This window comes from Ensifer sp. YR511 (assembly GCF_900103045.1).
Lineage (GTDB): Bacteria > Pseudomonadota > Alphaproteobacteria > Rhizobiales > Rhizobiaceae > Ensifer > Ensifer adhaerens.
In genome coordinates this window covers 20212-40976 of the sequence record NZ_FNGR01000031.1, presented here as the reverse complement: position 1 = coordinate 40976, position 20765 = coordinate 20212, and the positions used below count along the sequence as shown (strand labels likewise).

The 20765-nt window shown below is 58.0% G+C and carries 33 protein-coding genes; 9 read left to right on the top strand and 24 right to left on the bottom strand.

The window, feature by feature from the left end:
- Window positions 1–211: 211 nt before the first annotated feature.
- On the bottom strand, window positions 212–700 hold the full coding sequence (locus BLU15_RS31515; protein ID WP_034800331.1) for a GNAT family N-acetyltransferase: 489 nt from the start codon (window positions 698–700) through the stop codon (window positions 212–214).
- Window positions 701–1386: 686 nt separating this feature from the next.
- Here BLU15_RS31515 and BLU15_RS31510 point away from each other — a divergent pair.
- The 3 genes from BLU15_RS31510 to BLU15_RS31500 all read left to right on the top strand — a co-directional run bounded on the left by BLU15_RS31510 (window position 1387) and on the right by BLU15_RS31500 (window position 3189).
- Window positions 1387–1701 (top strand): hypothetical protein, encoded by a 315-nt coding sequence (locus BLU15_RS31510; RefSeq protein ID WP_143034301.1) that lies wholly within the window; start codon window positions 1387–1389, stop codon window positions 1699–1701.
- Window positions 1702–1709: 8 nt separating this feature from the next.
- A complete protein-coding gene (locus BLU15_RS31505; protein WP_060606875.1) occupies window positions 1710–2120 on the top strand; it encodes a PAS domain-containing protein in 411 nt (136 codons plus the stop codon).
- A gap of 178 nt (window positions 2121–2298) precedes the next feature.
- A complete protein-coding gene (locus BLU15_RS31500; RefSeq protein ID WP_090300810.1) occupies window positions 2299–3189 on the top strand; it encodes a hypothetical protein in 891 nt (296 codons plus the stop codon).
- On the opposite strand, the gene BLU15_RS41020 is transcribed toward BLU15_RS31500, so the two are convergent.
- The 6 genes from BLU15_RS41020 to BLU15_RS39695 form a co-directional block, all read right to left on the bottom strand.
- Window positions 3135–3419 (bottom strand): hypothetical protein, encoded by a 285-nt coding sequence (locus BLU15_RS41020; protein WP_090300809.1) that lies wholly within the window; start codon window positions 3417–3419, stop codon window positions 3135–3137. The two genes, BLU15_RS31500 and BLU15_RS41020, sit on opposite strands and share 55 nt — an antisense overlap.
- A 48-nt stretch (window positions 3420–3467) precedes the next feature.
- Window positions 3468–3983, bottom strand: coding sequence for a hypothetical protein (locus BLU15_RS39700; RefSeq protein WP_176960410.1), 516 nt, complete (start codon window positions 3981–3983; stop codon window positions 3468–3470).
- Window positions 3984–4047: 64 nt separating this feature from the next.
- On the bottom strand, window positions 4048–4281 hold the full coding sequence (locus BLU15_RS31485; protein WP_034800350.1) for a DUF982 domain-containing protein: 234 nt from the start codon (window positions 4279–4281) through the stop codon (window positions 4048–4050).
- Between the two features lie 87 nt (window positions 4282–4368).
- Window positions 4369–4551, bottom strand: coding sequence for a hypothetical protein (locus BLU15_RS31480; protein ID WP_089046034.1), 183 nt, complete (start codon window positions 4549–4551; stop codon window positions 4369–4371).
- Window positions 4552–4637: 86 nt separating this feature from the next.
- Window positions 4638–4886 carry a DUF982 domain-containing protein gene (locus BLU15_RS31475; RefSeq protein ID WP_034800356.1) on the bottom strand — a complete coding sequence of 83 codons (249 nt, stop codon included), beginning with the start codon at window positions 4884–4886 and terminating at the stop codon, window positions 4638–4640.
- Window positions 4887–4913: 27 nt separating this feature from the next.
- Window positions 4914–5087, bottom strand: coding sequence for a hypothetical protein (locus BLU15_RS39695; RefSeq protein ID WP_176960412.1), 174 nt, complete (start codon window positions 5085–5087; stop codon window positions 4914–4916).
- A 235-nt stretch (window positions 5088–5322) separates the two neighbouring features.
- Between BLU15_RS39695 and BLU15_RS31470 the strand changes: the two genes are divergently transcribed.
- Window positions 5323–5607, top strand: a complete 285-nt coding sequence (locus tag BLU15_RS31470; RefSeq protein ID WP_143034300.1) for a hypothetical protein — start codon at window positions 5323–5325, stop codon at window positions 5605–5607.
- 604 nt (window positions 5608–6211) lie between these two features.
- Here BLU15_RS31470 and BLU15_RS31465 read toward each other — a convergent pair.
- The 10 genes from BLU15_RS31465 to BLU15_RS31440 form a co-directional block, all read right to left on the bottom strand.
- Window positions 6212–6472, bottom strand: coding sequence for an acyl carrier protein (locus tag BLU15_RS31465; protein ID WP_090300806.1), 261 nt, complete (start codon window positions 6470–6472; stop codon window positions 6212–6214).
- Window positions 6473–6507: 35 nt separating this feature from the next.
- Entirely contained in the window at window positions 6508–6693 is a 186-nt protein-coding gene (locus BLU15_RS31460) for a DUF3606 domain-containing protein (protein WP_060606866.1), read from the bottom strand.
- A gap of 398 nt (window positions 6694–7091) precedes the next feature.
- Window positions 7092–7217 carry a hypothetical protein gene (locus BLU15_RS40720; RefSeq protein ID WP_255381443.1) on the bottom strand — a complete coding sequence of 42 codons (126 nt, stop codon included), beginning with the start codon at window positions 7215–7217 and terminating at the stop codon, window positions 7092–7094.
- Between the two features lie 514 nt (window positions 7218–7731).
- The gene (locus BLU15_RS40715; RefSeq protein WP_255381441.1) at window positions 7732–7863 is read right to left on the bottom strand and encodes a hypothetical protein; all 132 of its coding nucleotides are present in this window, start codon (window positions 7861–7863) and stop codon (window positions 7732–7734) included.
- A gap of 67 nt (window positions 7864–7930) precedes the next feature.
- Window positions 7931–8116, bottom strand: a complete 186-nt coding sequence (locus BLU15_RS40320) for a hypothetical protein (RefSeq protein ID WP_090300846.1) — start codon at window positions 8114–8116, stop codon at window positions 7931–7933.
- Window positions 8117–8500: 384 nt separating this feature from the next.
- Window positions 8501–8626 carry a hypothetical protein gene (locus BLU15_RS40710; RefSeq protein WP_256386711.1) on the bottom strand — a complete coding sequence of 42 codons (126 nt, stop codon included), beginning with the start codon at window positions 8624–8626 and terminating at the stop codon, window positions 8501–8503.
- Window positions 8627–8823: 197 nt separating this feature from the next.
- Complete coding sequence (locus BLU15_RS40705; protein ID WP_256386710.1) at window positions 8824–8946, bottom strand: hypothetical protein; 123 nt, start codon at window positions 8944–8946, stop codon at window positions 8824–8826.
- A 291-nt stretch (window positions 8947–9237) separates the two neighbouring features.
- Window positions 9238–9549 (bottom strand): hypothetical protein, encoded by a 312-nt coding sequence (locus tag BLU15_RS31450; RefSeq protein ID WP_090300805.1) that lies wholly within the window; start codon window positions 9547–9549, stop codon window positions 9238–9240.
- Window positions 9550–10130: 581 nt separating this feature from the next.
- Complete coding sequence (locus BLU15_RS41015) at window positions 10131–10364, bottom strand: hypothetical protein (protein ID WP_060529252.1); 234 nt, start codon at window positions 10362–10364, stop codon at window positions 10131–10133.
- Window positions 10365–11811: 1447 nt separating this feature from the next.
- Window positions 11812–12048 carry a hypothetical protein gene (locus tag BLU15_RS31440; RefSeq protein ID WP_090300803.1) on the bottom strand — a complete coding sequence of 79 codons (237 nt, stop codon included), beginning with the start codon at window positions 12046–12048 and terminating at the stop codon, window positions 11812–11814.
- Between the two features lie 1799 nt (window positions 12049–13847).
- Here BLU15_RS31440 and BLU15_RS31435 point away from each other — a divergent pair.
- Genes BLU15_RS31435 through ligD form a run of 3 tightly spaced genes read left to right on the top strand, consistent with a single transcriptional unit; the run spans window position 13848 to window position 15367 of the window.
- Complete coding sequence (locus BLU15_RS31435) at window positions 13848–14177, top strand: hypothetical protein (protein WP_034800371.1); 330 nt, start codon at window positions 13848–13850, stop codon at window positions 14175–14177.
- The gene (locus BLU15_RS31430) at window positions 14174–14392 is read left to right on the top strand and encodes a hypothetical protein (protein ID WP_051659543.1); all 219 of its coding nucleotides are present in this window, start codon (window positions 14174–14176) and stop codon (window positions 14390–14392) included. The genes BLU15_RS31435 and BLU15_RS31430 overlap by 4 nt, the downstream gene beginning before the upstream one ends.
- Window positions 14393–15367 (top strand): non-homologous end-joining DNA ligase, encoded by a 975-nt coding sequence (ligD, locus tag BLU15_RS31425; RefSeq protein ID WP_090300802.1) that lies wholly within the window; start codon window positions 14393–14395, stop codon window positions 15365–15367.
- On the opposite strand, the gene BLU15_RS31420 is transcribed toward ligD, so the two are convergent.
- Together BLU15_RS31420 and BLU15_RS40700 are read right to left on the bottom strand one after the other, a co-directional pair.
- Window positions 15364–15693, bottom strand: coding sequence for a hypothetical protein (locus BLU15_RS31420; RefSeq protein WP_034800375.1), 330 nt, complete (start codon window positions 15691–15693; stop codon window positions 15364–15366). The two genes, ligD and BLU15_RS31420, sit on opposite strands and share 4 nt — an antisense overlap.
- Before the next feature lie 324 nt (window positions 15694–16017).
- Window positions 16018–16152, bottom strand: coding sequence for a DUF982 domain-containing protein (locus tag BLU15_RS40700; RefSeq protein WP_112772938.1), 135 nt, complete (start codon window positions 16150–16152; stop codon window positions 16018–16020).
- 421 nt (window positions 16153–16573) lie between these two features.
- Between BLU15_RS40700 and panD the strand changes: the two genes are divergently transcribed.
- Together panD and BLU15_RS31410 are read left to right on the top strand one after the other, a co-directional pair.
- A complete protein-coding gene (panD, locus tag BLU15_RS31415; RefSeq protein WP_060606845.1) occupies window positions 16574–17026 on the top strand; it encodes an aspartate 1-decarboxylase in 453 nt (150 codons plus the stop codon).
- 411 nt (window positions 17027–17437) lie between these two features.
- Entirely contained in the window at window positions 17438–17734 is a 297-nt protein-coding gene (locus BLU15_RS31410) for an antibiotic biosynthesis monooxygenase (RefSeq protein WP_060581446.1), read from the top strand.
- Window positions 17735–17812: 78 nt separating this feature from the next.
- Here the strand turns inward: BLU15_RS31410 and BLU15_RS31405 are convergent, their stop codons facing one another.
- The 5 genes from BLU15_RS31405 to BLU15_RS31390 form a co-directional block, all read right to left on the bottom strand.
- Window positions 17813–18004 carry a hypothetical protein gene (locus BLU15_RS31405; protein ID WP_034800379.1) on the bottom strand — a complete coding sequence of 64 codons (192 nt, stop codon included), beginning with the start codon at window positions 18002–18004 and terminating at the stop codon, window positions 17813–17815.
- Between the two features lie 30 nt (window positions 18005–18034).
- Entirely contained in the window at window positions 18035–18313 is a 279-nt protein-coding gene (locus BLU15_RS31400) for a hypothetical protein (protein ID WP_060606839.1), read from the bottom strand.
- Between the two features lie 91 nt (window positions 18314–18404).
- Window positions 18405–18527, bottom strand: coding sequence for a hypothetical protein (locus BLU15_RS40695; protein WP_256385321.1), 123 nt, complete (start codon window positions 18525–18527; stop codon window positions 18405–18407).
- A gap of 418 nt (window positions 18528–18945) precedes the next feature.
- The gene (gene dinB, locus BLU15_RS31395; protein ID WP_090300801.1) at window positions 18946–20028 is read right to left on the bottom strand and encodes a DNA polymerase IV; all 1083 of its coding nucleotides are present in this window, start codon (window positions 20026–20028) and stop codon (window positions 18946–18948) included.
- Window positions 20028–20726 (bottom strand): SOS response-associated peptidase, encoded by a 699-nt coding sequence (locus BLU15_RS31390; protein ID WP_090300799.1) that lies wholly within the window; start codon window positions 20724–20726, stop codon window positions 20028–20030. The genes dinB and BLU15_RS31390 overlap by 1 nt, the downstream gene beginning before the upstream one ends.
- Window positions 20727–20765: the final 39 nt, after the last annotated feature.

The following is a 20765-nucleotide window of genomic DNA, read 5'->3' as shown; positions in this document are numbered from 1 at the left end:
TCCAATCAGCCGGCAACGTCTTCTGCCGACTAAAGTTCAATCCCTTCACGGTCACCGACGGCGACAGTGTTCGCATCAGCATGGTACGAGCGTTCGGCTTGTCGGCTTCAACACTCCGGAAAAGTTCGAGCCCAGATGTTCGCGCATCGCCGACATGTCCGGTCGCTGGTGGCTGGCCAGGTGACGTGTCGGCGCCCTGGATGCCGAGAAATTAAGCTTTCACGTCGAGTGTCATCTCGACCATCGTCGGGCGAAAGCCCGCTGCGGCAAAGAGCCGTTGAGCAGCTTCGTTTCTGTGCGCCGTGGAAAGCACGATAAGGTTTGCTCCTCGCTCTTTAAGCGCTGCAACAGCTGCCTCGAGCAGCATCCGGCCGATGCCTTGGCTGCGCTTTTCGGGCTCGACGAAAAGATCGTGAATGACGCCCGCCGGTCCTCGGAGCGCCATGTAGTCATGGCCCTCAACAGATGCATAGGCGTAACCGACGATCATTTCATCTTGCTCAGCGGCGAGGACCACGACCTCGGACTTTTCAAGCTGACTTCCCAACCATCTGGCATAAGATGCCTCCGTGCCGGTTCCCGTCGGGATGAAGCGCTCGGGGTCCCATTGATGATGAAGCGCCATCAGGTCAGCCCCGTACTTTCCGAGTACAGGCACATCTTCATCGCGGGCGGCTTTAATCGTGATGGTTGATAGCATTTTACGGCATGATCCGTCGTTGGTGTTATCCGGCCATCACCTTCGATATGCCCGGCCGAAGAACCTTGCATCGTAAATGAACTTCGTCGTGGCTCAACGGCTCGGAGGCAAACAAAAGGCGCTCTATCTTTGCCGCCAGGCTCTGTTCGCCAAATTTAACGGCGCGGTCGCAGACACGCCGCGCCGCTTGCCTTCGGACTTGGGGAATTGGGCGGTTTAGCGTAGAGAGTTTGCGGGGACAGCGTCCGGTCAATCCGCAATAGCAGCAATGTTTCCAAGTTATTCTATTGCCGCTTTCCGCGACCGCTCGCTGCTTTCGTCGAGATCGATAGCGTCGCCGAGCGGGGTAGCCGCGATTGATTTGATTTGTTGCGCGAGAGCCGAAAGCTTGCTCGCTATATCCTGCAGCTCCGACGCTGAGTTTGAGCCCGGGCGGAAGCCGTTACCTTGACGCACAACCGGCCATTTGGATCTGAGTGCCGGTCCAAGCGGGGCCTCACCTGGAGTTGGATTGCGAAACAATGCTGCTTATCGGCCACGCTCGCGCGCCGTTCGTTACAAGAAATGCTGCGCGCGCGAAAGAATCTGACGTGGCGGGTAGCGGTGCGGGTAGTCGTGTCTGTTAGTGCGTGCTAATGAGAATTCAACGATCTGACACGAACACCGCTACGAGCGTCGCAGACCTCGTGATCCAATTTAAAACGGCCCAGTGCCAACTGGATGAGACGGTTTACGGGTATGATATTGAGCGCTTCCGCTCACTCGAAGAGACGATTAAGCAGTTGTTTCAATCGATCGAACGACGCGTGCCGCGCGACGCAGCCGAATTCGGGACGATCGCGACATTCTATCTCGATCTGCTCGAGGACTGTGATGGCGGCTTCAACAAACGGCTTCATGATGGCTTGCGCCAGCTGTTCGATCGGCACACCCCGCGTGGGCACCCGAAGGGAATTGGGTTTGCGACGAGTGGCCAACGGCAATTGATGGCAGGGGGTTAGGCGGAGCAATGAAGGAGGACGGAGAGCGCACGATTATTGTCGAACTCACAGATGCGGATGCGACGGACTCCGGGATCTTCACCTGGGATATCGTTCGCGACCTTGTCTATGGAGATTCGGCCCTGGCTGCGCTCTTCGGTCTCGCCGCGAGCGAGACGAGCCAGGGACTGCCGCTGAAACTTTATCTCGACCGGGTCCATCCGGAGGATCGACCAGGGTTGGCAAAGACAATTACGGAAAAGATCGTGAGCGGACGAGCCCAGCAGTCGTTCTACCGCGTCAGGACGCGGGCTGGCTTGTATGTCTCGGTCGTTGCTTTTGGTCGGTGTTTCCAGGATCGCGATGGAACACCGGTCCTCTATTCCGGCATCGTTGTCCTGGAAAGCGCAACATCGACCAACGACAACCGGCGGCATTAGCGCCGGAGCGGGATTTTCCCGGCGATGTTGGTGGGCCTGGCCGGACCTTCGCCGGATCGTTGCCGGTTGACCGGTGGACCTCGAGCTCCGATCTAAGGCTCCTGACGCTGTACAACCTGGCGCAACAACTGGTCGGCGGAATTCCTGCTCTAAGCGGAAGAAACGAGAGAGCCAAACAGTGAGACTGATCATCCGCCCGAACGACCGGTATCCGCATCTCGGATTGGACCGTCGTCCTTTGGCGATTGCGTGCGGCGAAGGTTGGCTGGGCATCCTGCACGCATTCTTCACCGAGGCCGACAAAGTGATGGCTGTAGGAGGCTCGTTCACGGTGCTCGAGGTGATGGAGAAGAAGGGCGTTCTGCACATGCATTATGCCATCGCACAGATCGCACCTGATGCTCGCCGCGCGATCGACGATGCCTGCCGCCTAGCCGCCGCGCGATCCTTTCACATCTGCGAGGTCTGCGGACGCCGTGGGCGTCTGCACACCTTCGGCGACCTCCGTAAGGTCGTCTGCAGCGAGCACGCTGACGGCGAACTCGGCAAGGGCGTACCATTCGAAGACCCTCTCAATGCTCCCGATCCCTATTTCCCTGACGTGGATCCGTTCATAGCAGCTCGGCCGACCGTTACGGAGTTCGATGCTGCTCCGATCATTGAAGGGTGGCTTATCGAGGAGGACAGCGAAGGCGGCCGGCGCCCGTGGCTATACGGCTGGTTCTTCAGCGAGCCTGTGACCCGCGACGGGGAGCATGGGCACACGTCTCCCATCGTCCAAATGGACGATATGGTGCCCCCACGATGGGTTCGAACAGACACTCGGCTTTACCGCCTCGGCATGTGTTACCCGCCGGCCGAGCGCGAGATCCGTTACTGGGCGCAGAAGCTGTCTCGACGCCCTGTGCCCTACGGCGAGCGTCCCGGTGGCAGCGATGACATGGAGGCGATGCTGGCCTTCCTCCGTTCCAGCGGCCGCCTGCGATCAACGAAGATTGACCGCCTGGAACAAGCCTACCGCGAAGAGCAGGGACACGTAAACGAAGTCGGAAAAGTTCGCACGACGTAAGGCTGTGCCGATCGTGGTGCATCGGCTCCAACGCCGGAGTTCCGCTGACTTGGAGCCCGGCTTTCCTGCTCGTCGGTGTGTTGCGGTTTTCGTGCGCAGCGGGTCATTCCAAGTATGGGCGCCGGTGCGCTGACGCGCGCGGTTGCCCCATTGTACCTTGTGTAACCGTTGTCCATCAGCGCTTCGGCGTAGCAGCCGTCGCATGCCGGACTGACCTTGGTGCAGCTCATCCATGGGTTCCAAGTGTGGGTAATACGGGAGATCGGAATTCTCGGCCATCATTCGGCGCTACCTGCGTTTCGGTGCGCGTTGCCGCGCTCAACCCCGATCAGGTCGTCGAAGAAGTCGAGCATCGCCACCTTGCTCTGTTGGAATTCCCGCTTGTCCATCTCGCCACGTACCGGGTGACGGTCGCCTCTTGTCGGGCGAAATGAAAAACTGATCCCCTGGAGGTGCGGACGAATTCTTGGACTGCTTATGCTGCAATTCCTCAGTTCGCTTGACACCTCTTTGAAATCGACGATGGAAAAGCCGTCGATCGGCCGGATGCAGGCCGCCAAGGGCGAACCCAGAAGCAATGGACGGAATGCCCTCTCAAAGCTTGGTGGAACAACGAAACCGACGTCGTTCGCTACTCGGAGATGAAGGAAGCCAACGCGGCTGAGAAAGCCGCGACCTCCGCGAAGAGATCTCGAAGCCCAGATCTTCCGCATCAAAAATCCATGAACAGCGCCGACAACGGCGTGCGAGACTATAAACTCGCAGTGATCCCCCGTCTTCGTGATGGGTGCCATCGGTCACTCGCTGCCCTTGAAGAGCGCGCGGCGGCAGCCTACCTCGGGCCGGGCGACACCAACGTTATCGGAGAATCCCGGCTTCTTTCGCAGCAGCTTCAAAGGCGGCCCTGGCTTCCGCGCCAGGAATTGTTCCCTCGGCAGCATCCAGGCACGCTTTCCGGGCCGCTGCGTAACTCGCGCTCTTCGTCTCTGGCCAGGATTTCATAAGGAATGCGACCGCCTCTCGGGCATTCCTGATGACGTGAAAATGATTATCAAACGTCACTTCAACGTTCGCATCCCAGATGTTTATCATCGCGGCCTCCGTAGGGTTGGCCTTTCCGAAACGTATATTAGGGAATTCTGTTCCAACGGAGAGATCGGGCTGGGAAGCTTAGCAAGTTTAACCGCTCATCTTAGCCGGTATTTCCTCACCTGGCACAGGGGTGACGTCTGGCGCCTCTTCCGGGACGTCGTCCGGTCCGGGCTCCTCAATGGGGCGATCCGGATTGTCTGGCATGGGATCGGGTGTCTCGCCGGGCGGGACCTCCACGGGCTTTCTCGGCTCTTTGGGGTCGTCGGTCATATCGGTCTCCCTTCTTGCAGGCCTAATGGAGCCGCATAAGTTTTGTTCCGCGAACCGGGAGGTGCGGCAGCATAAGACGAATGGATTCAGCGCAACCTTGTGACCTTTGCCTCGGCGATCGCTTCAATGAACGCGGCGCGAGCTTGCTCCCAGGGATACGTGCCCATCGCCGCGTCGGTGCATTTGTAAAGCGCGTCCGAGTACGCGACGCCAAAGTCTATGGGCCAGTTCTCGCTCAGGAGCTTAGCCGCTCGACCCGGGGTCCATACGATTTGCACCCCGTCGAGCTCCGGAAGCTGGATAATCACGCATTTGCTCCAACTCTGGATTTCCACCGGCCTCTCCTTATCTTGCGGTCGCGCCTACATTTTCGGCGGAATAATTGCGCCGGGCACAGGGCTAATAGGAGGTACGTCGGGACCGACGTCGGGCTCCGGCTCCTCGATCGGGGGCTCCGGCAGATCTGGTGGAGCATCCGGCGGCAGGTCCGGCGGGAATTCGGGATCTGGAATGGTCGGGATTGGGGACTTGGGCATGGAGGCCTCCTCTTTAGTGGTGCAACCGCGACCGAGCGGTGTTTGTTCCAAGAGCTCGGGCCGGGGCGCCCCGGCGAGGTGGCGGCATGACCGAGCACGTGTCCGCGAAACAGTAACAGGCCGCCATCGCCATGCCGAAGCGTGGGAACAAGTACCAGGCGCAGCGCACCGCCTCTCGACGGCATTTGGCGTCGACGAGGTCGGCAAATGCATCGCCTCACTGATGGACGCCGGCATGATGATCCCCGCATCGATCCAGTCCGAAGATCCGACCGAGGAATATCGGATCGCTCTCACGGGCATGCTGATCCACGGTCGGCGCACCGTGTTCGTCGGCCTGAAGCGTAGGGAATACAAACTTCAGAACAGGTCCTTCCTGCCGATCTCATCAGAAATGGCGGCTATGGCCAACCTCGAATGCCGAAGCCTCCGCGAAGAGCGGATGCGCCTCGGAGATGATCAAGGCTGGCCGCCAAAACGCTGCGCTCGGTGGCCCGCGCAGGTCCCGCTACGGGCTTAAGGACCTGCGCATCACGCAGGAGAAGAGGCGAGTTCGCCGCCCAGGGCTTCGTCGTCGTCGCCGAATGCCAATCGCACGACGAGTTCGCCAACGGCTGCAAGGAGCGCCGGTGGCGTCTCGGCGCAAAGCATCTTTGGGCAATCAATCAGGTATAGGCTCCTGGCGCCGCAAAGCAGGTCCTACCGGAGGCGCAAGCCTCTGCTGCATAAGCATCGGCTCGGCCCAGACACCAACCGATCACGTCATCGCCGTCCGCGTCCACCAGCTGCGCACGCTCGCCTACCTGACGCCCACCGACTATGTCCGGCTTCGGAGTCTCGAACTGCGGATTCTGTCAAAGGTCATGCTCGGCCCGTCGCACTTCATATTGCTCGCGAAGGCTGTCCTCTATCTCTTAACGGACCCCCGGCGAGAGGAGGACATTGCGACAGTTCGAAGACGTTCTCGCGGCTCTCGAATTCGCCTCGTAGGTCACCCAAGAACGCGGACCGTGTTTCGTCCCTACCGCCCCAATGTCAGGTGGAAGTGCCAACTACAAGTTAATTTACAGTTTGGCAGTGGCCGTCGAGGCGAATGTATAATGTCGCGTTTTTACTCGGCTTTCTTATTGGCCATACAAGCGTTTGGATCCCCAAACAAAATCGATAACATCCCCAACTGTCACGAGTTGCTCCATTGACTCCTCGGCGATGAATATCCCAAACTCCTCTTCGATCAACATCGATAACTGGGATATTTTCAACGGGTCAGTTCCAAGATCGTCCACGATTGCAGCGGTGTCGGCAAGGTCCGCGGCTTTGACGCCGAGTATTTCGATGAAAATCATCTTGACGCGGGCGGAGATACCGGCTCGTGTGGTAGCCATACGTCGCTCCCGTTTTTGTGTTCGCGACGCCGACTTTAGCCCTTCTTTCGTTTCTCGGCTAATGCGTTCGCCTTCTCTCGCGAGTTGCCTGCTTCTTTGATGATCTTGCGGGCCTGGTCATCGGTGAGGCCGTGCTTCCGCTTGAAGTAATTGAGTTCGTAAGCCTGTCCGGCGGCAACTCGTCCGCGATCGCGACCCACGTTCTTCTTGTCGTCTGCCATAGGGTTCCTCCCGGGTTGTGACTGTTCACAACCGTGGTAGCCGCAGGAATGTTCCGCGACAAACTGAAATCCCATAATCTAGTGGGGTGAGTTGTTCCGCTTTTGCCACATAAGTTGTTCCCGGATCGTTCTGGTGCGTATTAGTGGCCGAACCAAGCAAATGTTCTACGTGAAAGATATCAACCACCGAGCTACCAACAGGCCGACGCGGTGGTGGCAGCTGAGGGATCCGGCAACAAATCGATGGAGGCTGGCTAGCGGCGAAAACCGAATAGGATTCGCGTTACTGTCGCTCGTCTTTATCGCCGCGTCAGTTCTACTTTTTTGGCCTTGACGACGAACCAGTGCGTAAGGCGCGGTGTCCGTTAACGCAGCCCGCTCGAATGTCGGCGTTGGCGTTACTTCTTATTGGTGTCCTTCACCTGAGATCCGAACGTCGGCGCAGCGGGTTTCGCGGCAGCCTTGTCCTTGTCCTTCTTGGGCTTTCTGGCTTCCTTGTTGCTTCGTACTTGACCCTTGGCCATTGGCGCGTCTCCTGTTGACGAAAAAAAGCTAGCCGCTAACGGCGGGAGATAGCAACCGAATTCGGTCATCTTGAATGCATTCCCACTCTCCAAGGTTGGATCAATACCAGTCCTGAAAAGCGCGCGATACGAGAAGTTCGCGCAGGCACTCGCCAAAGGCAAGACAGCAGATGACGCATATGCGGCTCGATCAGAGGGAACACTCGCTGGATCTTAGCGAGGACTTCACCGCCTCACGCCTGCGTCTATCACTGCTAATATTTCAGAAATCCGGCCGCCGCTGGTAACCGATGGGCAACGTGGCGCGGCGCCTGTTAGTCTTCAGCTAGTTGCTCCGCAGTCGCGACGACCTCGGAGTGCCGAACGTCCCGTCGACATACTTGAAAAAAGTATGCTCATGATCCAGGCGACGATTGCGATGACGACTATCTTCATGAGGCACTTCCGGTTCGTCACGATCTACAGCAACACCCCGGACGCCCCATTATTCCGTCGCAGAGCAATCGGGGGGTCCCTAATTGGTGGGGACCATCGCCGGCGGCTCCGGTGGTGCCGTCTCGACCCCCGGTTCGAACATTAGGATGCTCAATACCAGGGCAACGAGAATGCAGATGAGCACCAGGAAGGCGACGCCGGCTTTATCCATGCCCCACTTCAGCCCCCGAATGTGGGCATAAGGAGGCAGACAAGCGCGACGACCCAAGGACCGCGGTTTATGCGGTAGGGGCGGCAAGCAAGAGAACAATCGCGATAGCGATCAGCAGCGGCCCCATCCATCGAAAGTGCCTCGTGAGTTGAGCGAGCCATGGTACCTGAGTGTTGGTCTGAACGTAGCCAAACCCTGCTGCCGTCATCCAGAGGCCGGCGCAAAGCATGATGATCTGATCAACATAGGCCAACACTTCCAATTCCTTTGCCTGCAGCCGGAGAGGTGGATGACGCGGGTAGCCAAATCGGGATACGGGGGAAATCGCAGCGGCCTTCAGTTTACCGAATGATGAACCATTCCATGGGATCGGCGGCTCGCTTGTAGCTCAGCCCCGCTTTCTCCAAGCTCTGCTTTAGGTCAACCGGACACAAACAGAGGTCCATTCGGCGCCAGTCCTCGCCGGGAGGCCATTTGGAAAACGGGTTGTGATCCTGCCACACAAGGTTTCGGCGCCGCTGAAGTCAACGAGTTCGCCAGGAGGTTGGATCATCGCCTACGGCCCGATTTGAGCACGGATCCTGGAATCGCGGCGTCATTGATGCCCAGATTAATGCAGCCCGCGCGACCGCGGGCGTTACTTCTTATTGGTGTCCTTCACCTGAGATCCTAACGTCGGCGCAGCGGGTTTCGCGGCAGCCTTGTCCTTGTCCTTCTTGGGCTTTCTGGCTTCCTTATTGCTTCGTACCTGACCTTTGGCCATTTGCGCGTCTCCTGTTGACGAAAGAGCTAGCCGCCAACGGCGAGGGAATAGCAAGCGAATTCGGTCATCTTGAATGCCATCCCCACTCTCCGAGGTTGGATCGATGCCAGTCCTAAAAAACGCGCGCCATGAGAAGTTCGCGCAGGCACTCGCCGACAAAGGCAAGACAGCCGATGTTTTAGGGAGGACGGCGCCTGTTAGTCTTCAGATAGTTGCTCCGCAGTCGCGACCACCTCGGAAGTCCCGAACGTCCCGTCGACATACTTGAAAACAAGTATGCTCATGATCGAGGCGACAATTGCGATGACGACTATCTTCATGAGGCGCTCCCGGTTCGTTGCGATCTACAGCAACACCCCGGACGCCCCGTTGTTCCGTCGCAGACCAAGCGGAGGGCCCTAATTGGCGAGGACCATCGCCGGCAGATCTGGTTGTGCCGTCTCGACCCCCGGGTCGAACATTAGGATCCTTAATACCAGGGCAAGGAGAATGCAGATGAGCACGAGGAAGGCGACGCCGGCTTTTTCCACAACCAACTTCAGGCTTCGAATGTGGGCAGAAGTAGGCGGGCGAGCACGCGAAGAACGCCGGTGGTCGCTTCCAGCACTATGTTAACCGCCGCAATAGAGTTTCAGTGAGGCTGCGCGCTTGCCAATCTCAACAGATCTCGCAACGGCGGAAGGGCTTTGCGTTGGGAGCTTGCCGCCGCTTGATTGCATCATGACTTCGAGGGCTTGCTCGAATTCTGTCAGATCAACGGTCTTCTTCTGCGCAAGAAACCAATCTGACGTTTTTTGCCGTATCATATTGCGAAATCCTGCCTCTACGGCGCCCTTGTACTTAAGTGGGGCAACCACGCGCATACGCGCCGGTTTCCCGTCGGACGTGCAACCGTAGACGAAAATGCCGTTCTTCGCGGCCATCGCGTTCTCGCTTCAAAACGAGAGCACCCCGGCTATTAGCAATGTAGCAGTCAGCGTGGGTTTCACAATTGCCCCTCGAAATTTCCCCAAGTATACGTTCACTCAACGGCGCTAAATGCAAGTTGTGCCCCTGGAATGCGCGACCATGCAATGACCGCCGCCTATGCGGGAGGGTGGCCGCCTTCTTTCGCGGTCTATTGGCCGTCCGATTCCCTCAACGAGGTACGGCGTCTATGCGGTCGGTTTTGGCTGCGCTAGGCGGTGTTTCATAACCAGTGAAGATCGTCGGCGCGGGTCTGAAGGCCCAAACCATAAGGATGCCCACGGAAGCGATGAGTAGCGAGAAAACGAGACGACTTGACATGGTGCTTTCCTCCTAGTTGGAGCGCTGTGAATGCTGATGCATTCGTCGCCATTGTCAGCTCGTCATTTCTGGCAAAGAGACGCGCAAGCGCCGTTTGAGCCTCGCGGTCCGTGCGGTTAGGGAGGGGTCGGTTGTGTCCGGTCGCCGCATGGCAACCCCAGAACAATAGCACAGTTATCGCCGTGTGGTCGCAATTAGATAAGCGCCGAAGTCTTCGTCAAATTACCAACTGCACGATATGAGCAAAGGGCGTCATTGCCCACTTGCCGCTGTTATCCTTCGCAGTTTTGTAGATGATGAAGTCGCGCCCAATAGTAAAGGGTCCGTGCATCGTAATCTCATTGCCGGTTGAGAGTATTGCCCGAAATTCGTTTGTGTGGCGCTGCTCAATTTGGCCCCTGATCAAATCGGATAGGTCCTGGTCCAAAATTCTGGACTGCGTGTCTATCATTGGATTCCCCCGAATTGTTGCCGCCTAGATTTTGATGGCGCCACAAATCACGACCGTAGGCAAGGGGCAGCCGTCAATGTCTCCGAGCGGTGGAGCGGCCGGCACGAGTTCGCAAAGAGTGAGCACCGGCAACGATGAGATAACAGCGTTCGAGCACCAGTCGGTCTGGTCGTGTGGGCATGACAGGAGCGACTGGCGGCGAACCAGGACGGGCAGTTGAGAAAACACGCTCAACAATCTCAGTTACGATATCCGGCTTGTGCGGGAGATCCTCCAGTGCCTGGAAGAGAACGGTCGTGGTTCAAAGATCCGCTCGCCCAAAGCGTGAGGAAAAGAGCGTCAAATGGCGCGCTCGCCTGTTGTGGACTGTTGCTCAAACTTGCAAGCATTGTTCGGGCCCGATGCCTGCAAATGCAATCGTTGATAGCGAGCATATACACACTTATCCCGGTTTTTAGGCAGGTCGCTGAAGCGGCGGCCTCGATGCGCGCCGTGGAGGCAGGCCGACCAGGCCACCGACGCCCCCGGCAACTGCGCCAATCAGACCGACAAGTTCGGTGCCAAAGGATTGCCTCGAAGGACGCCTGACGGGGCCATAAGTTTCGAGGTCATCGACGGGTCCGGAGGGGATTGCCAATCCAGACCCGGTACGTAACAGATAGGATAGGGGCCCTGGACCGCTTGATTGTCAGCCGTGTCCGATCACATTGAGTGCATGACCGAGCCACCGCTACTCGGTGTGCAGCAATAGATGGCTTAGCGCTTGCGGAAGAGCTGTCCGGACCCTCCACGTTGGAATATAACTCGAATGTAGTACGCAGGACGCCCGTTTGGGTGAATTGCCTTGCATTTCTCAGATTGGCAAACTGCGCCTGCATTTACACAAACCGCTACCGATTTCGACGCTATCCACCTGCGTTCGCGGTTTATATTGGCGTGTAGATGCTTGATATAACATATATAATTATGCGCGCATGAGCCTCCGCTCGGTGTCCCAGCGGAGGCTCACCCTCTCAGGCGCGCCGTAGGTAAGCTCGGATTTGAAAACAAGAAACGGCGTCGCGGGCGAGGGGTTCTAATTGGGACTCATCGGTTTAGGGATCCGACTAAGAGAAATGGCCCCGATGGCGTGGTGGGGGGGAAGCCTTGGGTCGTCGCCGAACTCGACGCTGTCGCGGCGATGGCCCCCGGCGTGAGCTTCTGGGCTATCAGACGGATCGTGTCCGTGATCAGTTGCGATCTGGGTAAACAAAAAGGCCTCGTCGTTCGGGCGCGACGAGGCCAGTTGGCTTCATAATCATGAAGCACGGGCGCGCTTTCAATCCCCGGAGGGCGGGGAGCGATATGCGCGTTATCTAATATAGGGCGCAGACGTTCCAGTGCGAGGGCTCCGGCGAGAAGAAATCGCCCGGCAATACAGCGCTGATGATTGGCGTCAATGTGAGCGCTAGTGCCGCGTCGTCTCGGCCGCAAGCTCTATGTATCGGCCGATCGACCAGAGGTAGGCGACGATCTCCAGCCTAAGAGAATCTCGGTCCCGGTATTTCTCCGTTATCCGACGTACCTCTTCGGTTGCAGAACCCTTCACCTCGCCGATCACGTACATCTCATGTCCAATGGCCGTGATATCGCACCCAGCCGCGATCAACTCATTCACGAAATCCGGGATTTCATTCGAGGTCATCTGAGATCGTTGCATGCAGTTTACCACTCAACCAGTAAAGGCGGAGGATCTTGGGTCTGACAACGGATTAGGACCTTTGCGGGAAAAGTATCAGACTAAAGTCCGGTGCGCCATCATTGCTGGCTCACATGCACATGGGCTTCGCCACAAAGAACGAATTGGCCCACTGGGCGTCGGGGACCAATTCCTCTCGCGCAGCAGAGGAAGGAAAACCTGGGAGCCAGGTACTAACCGCTGCGTCTGGAAACGGTTTAGTAACCCACCGACTCCTCGGAGGCGCTCCTCAGGTCGCTGCCGATTGACCCGACGTAGCTGATTATCTGCAGCCTCAGTGGATACGGTCGCCGTCCTTAGGGTTCCCCTTCGTAAAAAGAGAAGGCCCCGTCCGGGAGAGCGGGGCCTGAGGTCGGCGTAGTGCCAATAGGCTCCATTCCGGGGACTATCGATGGAGCTCGGCCTAGATCCGCGGGGGTAATGGATCATAGGCAACAGGAAACGCCCGGAGGCGCCGAACGTTCCTGACGCCCAAAAAAATGGCCCCAAAAGTGCAACCAACGGGGCCAAGAGGTTCAGTGTCCAATGAGCCCTCGCAGGGGAAGTGGATAGCTTGGGCTCGTTGTCGAAACCGCATTCCAGGGGACTTGTTCCGCGCCACCATGTCGAATCCTACAAATTGCGCACTGGGGAAGCCTGATCTGATACAGGCATGGGGGTTTTCAGAAAAGAGGCCGGGGCGCACCTTCATAGGTGCCCCACATGCACGTGCGGGCTGCGCAGAACAGAAAGAATTGGCCCCCTGGAGCTATCGGGGGCCAATTCCTCTCTCCGCAGGGCAATGGGAAAACCTGGGAGCAGACTACAAACTGCTGTCTTTGGAAACGGTTCCGTCGTGACGAGACATCTAGGACGAACTCTTCAGGTGTCTGCCGACACCGTTGGGGTGCCCATCACGTTTAAAGGACTTGGAACTTAATTGATCTACGATCCGCTGCGTGAGCACGGAGTCTTCCCGCTTGACGGGCAAGGTACGCAAAGTTGTCCATCGTCTTGTCGCTTTTGCGCTTCTTAGGCTTTTCGAAGCCGATCAGTGTTGACGGTCTTTGGATCCGGGCTTTCTGTGGGGGAAATCAGGGTGAGCGTACAAAGTGCGTTGGCAAAGCCCATGATCTTAACCGAAACAAACGCGCAATTGCATCATTCGACCGAATTTGGGTGAGCTATCTGTTTGGGGCCGTTGGACAATACGTCCCCGAACTGAGGAGATGCCAACTCGAGCCAGGGTTTTTCCTGTCCTTACCGACTGAAACTATTGCAGCGACGATTGTTCATAAGGCGGCACATGCCCGGTTTATCAACGTCGGCATTCCTTACAAAAAGCTTGCATCCGACAAGGGTTCCCCCACCCACGTCGAACCAGGGTTACTGCGACACCGCCCGCGAGCGCACTTGGAAAACAGGCGAGATCGCTAGTGTCGCCATTCGGCAAGCAAAATGGCCCCGTCATTCTCGACGGGGCCTAGAGCGCGCGTGCTATACCAACCGTGCTACACAAAAGGGGTCTCCATTCTTAAAAATTTCGATGAAGGCCCGCCTTGATCCGTTGGGCAGTGGATCATCAGCAATGCAAACAACGGCCGCGGATGCGGAATGTTCCTCTGCGCTGACCGATTGCGAATGAGATCGCTTGGTACGCCAATCGAATCGAATCAATTGTGGCGTTTAACTGTCTGTCGATAGTAAAGTGAACCTATCCACGAGTATTGCGTTAGGGCCAAGCGGTGCGTTGAGGAGGCGGTGCTGTGAACACGAAGCTCCATATCGACGGGTCATTTCAGGCCATGCGTCAGGCGATTGACGATGCGCGCCAGGCGTTCGCGAGCGGAGGCGCCGATCATCATCGCGACGCCCTACAATACCTCGGTCGCGTGGTAATGAACTCATTGGCCGAGATCATTGAAACTGACGGCGGCACAGATGGTTACCTCTACGACGCCGACGGCATCGCGCAGGATATCGAGGATTGCTACCAAAAGCTGGTAGAGGAGGAAGAGGCCGCGGAACCGGACAACGAAGCGCGGCAACCTACTCATGGAACTATGAACCTTCGACAGCAGGGAGTGGGGCGATGATCACTGGCTCGGATCTGCTGCAGATTTCCTTGGCACGCATCAACATGGAGCGCTCTGAACTCGAAGAGGCCGGGGTAATCGACAAGGGGATTGACGGCGATAGAGCGTGGTCCAACTTCGGACGGGACATCGATACTTTCATTATAAAGCTGCCCCAAAGTCGGCTCGCTGCGTTAGCCGCGATGATCCAGAGACGAGCAAATCGTCAACGTTGAATGGCTAGAACCCTTAGAAAGAAACCAACCTCCACGCCGCTGCCCGAACCGATGCCGCGGCGCGTCGAGCCATGCGTCGCTACCCTCGTCGATCACCCGCCGAAAGGTCCGGAGTGGACCTTTGAGGTGAAGTGGGACGGGTATCGGCTGGCGATCCATGTCGAGCCAGGCGAGGTGAGGGCGATCACTCGCGGCGGATATGACTGGGCTAAGAAGTTCGGTTCCGTCGTCGCCGATGCGCGCGAGCTCGGCCATGCGACCATGATCATAGACGGCGAGGCGGTTGTTCTCGACGACCGGGGACGCTCGGATTTCGGGTTGGTGCAACGCGTGGTCGGGAGAAGGCCGAGCCTGCGCGATGCCGGAGAGATCATCTTCTTTGCCTTCGATCTTCTCTATCTAGACGGCCAGGACCTTCGGATGATGCCCTTGGGCGAGCGCCGGCAACTGCTCGAGCCGATCGTCGCCGGTAGGGCTGGCGCGATACGTTTCTCCGAGGAAGTCCAGGCTGACGGCGCCGAGTTCTTCCGCGCAGCTTGCGAACTCGGCCTTGAGGGCATCATCGCGAAGCGGCGGGACGCGCCCTATCGATCCGGGCGCCGGCCGGAATGGCTTAAGGTTAAATGTGCTTGGCGCGATTGGTTCGTGATCGTCGGATATGAGCCCTCGACGATGCCGGGCGCGATCGGCCGCCTGCTTCTGGCGGCGAGGAAGGGGGACGAGCTCGTCTACGTCGGCGGGTGCGGAACGGGATGGAGCAACAACGAGTCGGTGCAGCTTCGCGAACTGCTCGACGCGATCCCGGCTAAGCGGCCACCGGTGGCACTCAAGCGCAGGGGCGCGATCTTCTCCGAACCGCTGCTAGTCGCCGAGGTCGAGTATCGGGCGTGGACGCAGGACGCGAAACTGCGCCATCCCTCATTTAAGAGGGTCGGCGAGCGGGCGGAGAAGGTCGAAGTTTACCATCTCGATTAAACGTCTGATCTTTTGGTCGCCGTGCTTGGTGAGGCAGTCAGTGCTCTTGCCCATGCCGACAAGTCGGGCAACAAATCTCCGACGGTTCCACCTCCACCGGCCGCCATCCCATAGTCGATCGGGTCGCAGAATTCCTTTAAGCGCGCTTCGAGGTCCAACTCATTACGCGTGCCGGTCATGTACAGTTCCAGCGCATATCGGGCCAAGCGTTCAGCCTCCTCGCTCTCGCGGCTTATTGCTCGCGCAATTGCGACCTTATCAAAGACCGATGAGACGACCGTAAAATCTTGAGGAAGAATGTATCCAGATTGGCGTGGAGAAAGCATAGCGCAATCCCTCCCTTAGGGCGAAAGCGCATATGATCTCCCAGCCGCCGGAGCCCTTCTTAAAGTCCAGCGATAGTCTCATAATGCGCCGTTGGAGGCGCATTGGAAATTAACTTTGACATGTGGAGCGGAATTCTCGTTTTTCCGCTCTTGGCTGTCAAATTTTCGGAAAATTGCGGCGCGGAGCATCCACTCTTCAGCATTGATGCGGATGCAAACTCGCGTCGCGGAATCCCGGAATAGTTCCCGAAGTCGGTGTGTCGACACCGCGCAAACGCTCTACGCTGGGCCGGATAGCCCCACGCTCCTAGGGACCTCGACACGTCATGATTGCTCGCTCATAGCTGCGTGCCGTATCGGCCATTCATGTTCGAGAAAATCCGGCGCGTCGTAAAACGATGCGAAAATGCGGTTTGTTCCTGGCTGCAGGCGAACCGATAGCGGAACCGTCGAAGGTATCTCAAGAAGCGCTAAATATCCTCCTTCGGCAAGCTAACGGGCTGAAAAATAAACTGAATTAGTCGTGTCGGGGGGCGGGCTAGTACATACGCCGTACGGATTGCGACAACGCGGGAGGGGAAAAGCGGTGCCGACACGATTAGGATCGTCATTCGAGCCGGTTGATATATTAGCAAAGCCGTACCGGAATTGTCGAAAGCGACCTTCCTTGCGGGCGGCTTTGTTCGTATCTGAGCGCATCGGCTTGGCCGATGGAGTTTTTCTTCCCCGCGTTCAGAGAGCCATCTGGGTGCGAACCTTGCCCCGCCTTCCCCGGCGGGGCCTTCTCTCTGCTTGGCGATTGGCCGTGCGCGAAGATTTCTGCCTCGTCGGCAGCGCCAGGGCGCGACGAAACCTGATCAACCGCGAGGTGTGAAAAAGCATGAGAAAGCTGGTCGCAGGGAAGCTCCATGGCATTTATGTCACCGAGGCGAACCTCAACTATCATGGGTCGATCACTCTTGACCCGGACCACTGTGAGGAGGCCGGCATCTTGCCGATGGAGTTCGTCGAGATCTGGAACAAGAATTCCGGGGCGCGCATCTCCACCTACGTCATCCTCGGTGAACGCGGTTCTAGGTGCTGCATCCTCAATGGTGCGGCCGCACGCACATGCCAGCCGGGCGACCAGATCATTATATGCAACTCGGTTTACCTCGACGAAAGCCGGCTTACTTCCTTGAAGCCGAAGGTACTGACCTTCGACGAAAACAACCGCGTGCAGGATCGCCTCAGCTACTCGGTTGAGGTCGATGCATCTGGCAAGTTCACTTTCGAAATCCTCGACGAGGCCGAGACGGCATTGCCGATACCGCTTATGGTGTCCGGCAGCTGATTGGATTTGGCCAAGAGGCAAGCCTGACGGCTGTGTCGTCGCCAAGGACAGAAACGCAGCGGTCGCGGCCTCGCCAGCAACACGGCGTTCGTTGTTGCTGAACCAGTTGCCGACGACCTTGCCGCACTGGAAGAAGAGAACCGCAGACTGCTGGCATATCGCCTTCGGCAAGAAAATACACAGCTACGAGCTATGCTTGAGCGGTTTGGAGCAACTAGCTGGCGCGCCGAGGCGGCGTCCGCACTCACTCAGAAGCTTTCCGATCCCGGACTAGTTTCCTCGAACTTTGGCCATATATCTCCGATTGGCGAGCCCGTTCTTGAGGCTTTCTCGGTCGGGTGCAGGCTCTAGCCAAAAGCGCAATTTGGACGGCAGATTATCAGAGGCAGAACAAGGCTCAGGGAGGCGCTCATGACCGCATTCAATGTCGTCCGCTTCAAGGTCAAGCCGGGGATGGCTGAGGCTTTTCTCGGCGCTCACCGGGACATAGCTCAAAGCTGGTCGGGTCTGCGTCATGCCAACATCATCGAGGCTGGCGAGGGACGATACTGCATTATCGCGGAATGGGAGAGCATGGAAGCATTGGCGGCGAGCCGGCCGCAGATGGTCGCCACGCTTGACAGCTTTCGTGAGACGCTCGAGGACCTCGGAGGAGGGCTCGGCGTAACCGACCCAATTGCAGGCCTGGTCGTCCTATCAGTGAAATAAACCGGAAGCGGGTTTGCCGTGGCGATGCGTCGTTGGGCTCAACATTAGCCGGCGATGCCACAAGACGTGTCTCGTCGTTTAATTGCGCTTTGCCGTTCGGGCACGTTCGCGCAGCATTTTCAGGTGCCTCCGCCGGATGTCATCGATGGAAATGTCACCCGCAATCCAGAGTCTGAGCAGAGCCTGGAACTCGGCGGTGTGGTCAATTGCAATGCCCCTTGCTTGCCACTTGGCAATCACACGATCGGCGATTTCTTTGCGGGTGGCCACGTCCTTTCCCCTTCCTGGTCTGCCCACTCATTATGGCGCGGGGCGCCCCTGCGACGTCAGTAGCAAGGATTGGTCTGGGCGCTCGCTCGCCGTCGAGGACTGCCGATAAGTGTTCGTCAGCCTTTCCGCAATTTGCATTGCTTGCTGCGCGGTCAATCTGAACTGCAGCGCCGACACGTTTTCGAGATCCGGATCGGCGCTGAATTCGATCCTCAGGAAAAGCTCGCCCGTCTCGTCGATTGCAGTGTTCCAGCAGACGACCGTTGATGCCCTTATGTTGCCGTGACCGTCCGTATTCCAGTCGATCATATTCGAACCTTTCCTCTTCGGGAAACAAGGACGCAGAGTTGGCCATCGTATCGATGAGCCGAACTCATCCGTTCACGGCGATTGCGTCGCTCTAGAGCGCACTTCCCATGACCTGGACTACAACGGCAACGACGGTGGCCGCCACAGTGAGCGCGGCGCCAAGACGTGCAACCTTCATCCGGCGATGCCGCGCGCCGCTCCAGTCATAACTCATCGCTTAACCTTGCGCTTGTGGTTGAGAGGTGCCTGGCTTTATGGGCAAAACCGCAACCCGTGGGCGGGGTTACGGTTCTGAGTTGCCGCTGTACGCTACAATTTGATTGGCGACTGAACAAAGTCTGCAAGGTTATGGTTAATTAAGAGTTTACTGAATAAGGTTCCCTGCAAAGGCCGCCCGTTCGGTGATCACGATTTCCATGATTTATACGAGTGAATGGAGTGAGCCTTGGTGGGTGCGGCTCGCGCTGCTGCATTCTCAATGGGCTGCACGGACGTGCCGTCATTTGCAACTCGGTCTGTCACGGCGAGGGGAAGCTGGCCGCATGACCCATCCCACTTTTGGTAGCCGGCGCATAGTTGATCCGCCAACCCTCATTCGGTCGTTCGGTGTCCTGGCAGACGAGTAAGCTGTTTTAGAGCGCGAAGGCAAGCTGTGGCTTGCTTTCGATCGTTGCTTCATCGAGTGACGACAGTGTCACGCCCAGCAACCGAATGCCTTTTGGGGCAGGGAAGAGTGGAGACAACAGCATCGTCATGACCGCGGCAAGCTCTGCGGCACTTGCGATAGGTGCCGCTGTTGTCTTGCTCCTAGTGATCTGAGTGAAATCCGCCCATTTCACCTTGAGCGTCGCGGTCTTGGCGCGAATGCCGTTCGCTTCGCAGTAGCGCCAGACCTTTTCGATCAGCGGTTCGAGGCCAGCCCTGGCGGTCTCGAAATCATGGACGTCTACGGAGAACGTGTCTTCCGCGCCGATGGACTTGCGCACCCGGTCGGCCTTCACTTGACGTTCGTCGACGCCGCGGGCGATCCAGTAGAAGTAAGGTCCCGATTTTCCGAAGTGTTGCTGCAAGAAGGCGATATCGTGATCCTTCAGATCGGCGCCCGTTTCAATCCCGAGCTTGTGCATGCGCTCGGCGGTTGCCGGACCGACGCCATGGAATTTCTTGACGGGCAGCGCCTCGACGAAGGCCGGACCGTTCTTTGGCGTGATGACGAAGAGGCCATCCGGTTTCCTCTGGTCGGACGCCATCTTGGCGAGGAACTTGTTATAGGAAACGCCGGCCGAAGCGGTCAGGCCTGTCCTTGCCTTGATCTTGGCGCGGATCTCCTCGGCGATCTCCGTCGCAAGTTCCATTCCCTTGAGGTTATCGGTGACATCAAGATAGGCCTCGTCGAGCGAGAGCGGTTCGATGAGCGGCGTGTATTCGGCAAAGATCGCGTGGATCTGCTGTGAGACTGCGCGGTAAGCATCGAAGCGCGGCGTCACAAAAATCAGCTCCGGGCATTTCCGCTTGGCGGTGACCGACGGCATGGCCGAATGGACGCCGTATTTGCGCGCCTCGTAGCTTGCGGCAGCCACGACGCCGCGCGCCTCGCCAAAGCCAACGGCAATCGGAAGCCCGCGAAGTACGGGATTGTCCCGCTGCTCCACCGAGGCGTAGAAGGCATCCATGTCGACATGGATGATCTTTCGCGTGCGCTCAGAGCGTTCCATCACCGATCACGCGACCCAACGACTGGTCGTAGCAGCAGGTCTTCTTCGGGCAGGGCGGCAGGAGGCTCGACGACAACAAGCATGTTGCCCGGAAGCGGCCGCTGCAGGTGCTTCACCTCGTCCCAGGATCCGGTGAGCCACAGATCGACCTCGTCAGGTGTGGTCAGGATCACCGGCATGGCCTTTTGATGGATTGGCGAGACGATCTCGTTCGGGGATGTGGTGAGGAAGCCGAAGAGCTCGTATTCGCGCTCACCATCGCGCACGCGCCTGACACCCTTCCATGGCGTCCAGAAGCCGGCGAAGAACATCAGCGGCCGCTCCTTAGTTCCGGCAAACCAGGCATTGGGGATTTTACCGCCGGGAACCTTGGCCGCCGGATCCGGCTCGGCGAAGGAGTTGAAGGGGACGACGCAGCGACTGGTCGCCCCGAGCCAGCGTCTCCAGTGCGGAGAGGCGACGTTTCGGATGTTGGTGACGCCGGGATCGTAGTTCTTCACGAAAGCGGGCGGCGAGGGCATGCCCCAGGTGACACGCGCGATCTCTCGCTCTCCGTCTTCGCCGACGCGGACTACGGGCGCCTGATAGCCGGGATAGACGTCATAGGATGGCTGGTTCCAGCCTGCCTTGTCGCGGAATGCCTTGGTGAATGCGATCACGGCATCACGTGTCGTCGTGATGTTGTAGAGATTGCACAAAGTTCAGTCTCCCTTTCTCACCTAGCTTCATATCAACGA

Excerpts from the sequence above, each read along its gene's own strand:
- BLU15_RS31515 (WP_034800331.1), bottom strand. The coding sequence starts at position 700 with ATGCTATCAACCATCACGATTAAAGCCGCCCGCGATGAAGATGTGCCT.
- BLU15_RS31505 (WP_060606875.1), top strand. The coding sequence starts at position 1,710 with ATGAAGGAGGACGGAGAGCGCACGATTATTGTCGAACTCACAGATGCG.
- BLU15_RS41020 (WP_090300809.1), bottom strand. The coding sequence starts at position 3,419 with ATGAGCTGCACCAAGGTCAGTCCGGCATGCGACGGCTGCTACGCCGAA.
- BLU15_RS39700 (WP_176960410.1), bottom strand. The coding sequence starts at position 3,983 with ATGGCACCCATCACGAAGACGGGGGATCACTGCGAGTTTATAGTCTCG.
- BLU15_RS31485 (WP_034800350.1), bottom strand. The coding sequence starts at position 4,281 with ATGATAAACATCTGGGATGCGAACGTTGAAGTGACGTTTGATAATCAT.
- BLU15_RS31480 (WP_089046034.1), bottom strand. The coding sequence starts at position 4,551 with ATGACCGACGACCCCAAAGAGCCGAGAAAGCCCGTGGAGGTCCCGCCC.
- BLU15_RS39695 (WP_176960412.1), bottom strand. The coding sequence starts at position 5,087 with ATGCCCAAGTCCCCAATCCCGACCATTCCAGATCCCGAATTCCCGCCG.
- BLU15_RS31470 (WP_143034300.1), top strand. The coding sequence starts at position 5,323 with ATGATGATCCCCGCATCGATCCAGTCCGAAGATCCGACCGAGGAATAT.
- BLU15_RS31465 (WP_090300806.1), bottom strand. The coding sequence starts at position 6,472 with ATGGCTACCACACGAGCCGGTATCTCCGCCCGCGTCAAGATGATTTTC.
- BLU15_RS31460 (WP_060606866.1), bottom strand. The coding sequence starts at position 6,693 with ATGGCAGACGACAAGAAGAACGTGGGTCGCGATCGCGGACGAGTTGCC.
- BLU15_RS40720 (WP_255381443.1), bottom strand. The coding sequence starts at position 7,217 with ATGGCCAAGGGTCAAGTACGAAGCAACAAGGAAGCCAGAAAGCCCAAG.
- BLU15_RS40715 (WP_255381441.1), bottom strand. The coding sequence starts at position 7,863 with ATGGATAAAGCCGGCGTCGCCTTCCTGGTGCTCATCTGCATTCTCGTT.
- BLU15_RS40710 (WP_256386711.1), bottom strand. The coding sequence starts at position 8,626 with ATGGCCAAAGGTCAGGTACGAAGCAATAAGGAAGCCAGAAAGCCCAAG.
- BLU15_RS40705 (WP_256386710.1), bottom strand. The coding sequence starts at position 8,946 with ATGAAGATAGTCGTCATCGCAATTGTCGCCTCGATCATGAGCATACTT.
- BLU15_RS31450 (WP_090300805.1), bottom strand. The coding sequence starts at position 9,549 with ATGGCCGCGAAGAACGGCATTTTCGTCTACGGTTGCACGTCCGACGGG.
- BLU15_RS41015 (WP_060529252.1), bottom strand. The coding sequence starts at position 10,364 with ATGATAGACACGCAGTCCAGAATTTTGGACCAGGACCTATCCGATTTG.
- BLU15_RS31440 (WP_090300803.1), bottom strand. The coding sequence starts at position 12,048 with ATGACCTCGAATGAAATCCCGGATTTCGTGAATGAGTTGATCGCGGCT.
- BLU15_RS31430 (WP_051659543.1), top strand. The coding sequence starts at position 14,174 with ATGATCACTGGCTCGGATCTGCTGCAGATTTCCTTGGCACGCATCAAC.
- ligD (WP_090300802.1), top strand. The coding sequence starts at position 14,393 with ATGGCTAGAACCCTTAGAAAGAAACCAACCTCCACGCCGCTGCCCGAA.
- BLU15_RS31420 (WP_034800375.1), bottom strand. The coding sequence starts at position 15,693 with ATGCTTTCTCCACGCCAATCTGGATACATTCTTCCTCAAGATTTTACG.
- panD (WP_060606845.1), top strand. The coding sequence starts at position 16,574 with ATGAGAAAGCTGGTCGCAGGGAAGCTCCATGGCATTTATGTCACCGAG.
- BLU15_RS31410 (WP_060581446.1), top strand. The coding sequence starts at position 17,438 with ATGACCGCATTCAATGTCGTCCGCTTCAAGGTCAAGCCGGGGATGGCT.
- BLU15_RS31400 (WP_060606839.1), bottom strand. The coding sequence starts at position 18,313 with ATGATCGACTGGAATACGGACGGTCACGGCAACATAAGGGCATCAACG.
- BLU15_RS40695 (WP_256385321.1), bottom strand. The coding sequence starts at position 18,527 with ATGAGTTATGACTGGAGCGGCGCGCGGCATCGCCGGATGAAGGTTGCA.
- dinB (WP_090300801.1), bottom strand. The coding sequence starts at position 20,028 with ATGGAACGCTCTGAGCGCACGCGAAAGATCATCCATGTCGACATGGAT.